Raw genomic sequence first — 662 nt, forward strand, 5'->3', positions numbered from 1 at the left:
CACCCCTCTGACTTAAGGGCTAATCCCCGTTCGCTCGCCGCTACTAGGGGAATCTCGGTTGATTTCTTTTCCTAAGGGTACTTAGATGTTTCAGTTCCCCTCGTTTGCCTCATGCAGCTATGTATTCACTACATGATGACCGCTTATGCGGCCGGGTTCCCCCATTCGGACATCGTTAGCTCAAATGCTTGTTACTAGCTCGCCAACGCTTTTCGCAAGTTACTACGTCCTTCATCGCCTCTGACTGCCAAGGCATCCACCGTATACGCTTAGTCGCTTAACCATACAACCCAAATGAGTTTCACATCACTTGCGTCGTTGCGACCAGCTGGTTTTACTTGTCTCATCTTCGACCAAGAAGATGGACTCGCCTTAGACTTGAATATTCAAGACACTTAAAAAGTGTTTTAAGAACTCAATTTTTTCGTATTAACACAACGACAGACATCATTGTATTAATTACTATCAGCTTTCCAAATTGTTAAAGAACAATGCTTACCGGCTCGCGGTGCATTTCGCTCTCCCTCCTCTTTCGAGAAGTTCAACAAGCCATCTGTGTGAACACTCAACAAACATCGAGTTAGTCGTATAGGTAAGGAGGTGATCCAGCCCCAGGTTCCCCTAGGGCTACCTTGTTACGACTTCACCCCAGTCATGAACCA

The 662-nt window shown here is 46.2% G+C and carries 2 rRNA genes; both read right to left on the reverse strand.

The annotated features are described in order from the left end of the window. Positions 1-283: ribosomal RNA gene (locus M0415_RS21310) — 23S ribosomal RNA — on the reverse strand; the annotation flags it as partial. Positions 284-593: 310 nt separating this feature from the next. After that, positions 594-662: ribosomal RNA gene (locus M0415_RS21315) — 16S ribosomal RNA — on the reverse strand; the annotation flags it as partial.

It is taken from the genome of Shewanella sp. 10B, assembly GCF_023475885.1.
Lineage (GTDB): Bacteria > Pseudomonadota > Gammaproteobacteria > Enterobacterales > Shewanellaceae > Shewanella > Shewanella mangrovisoli.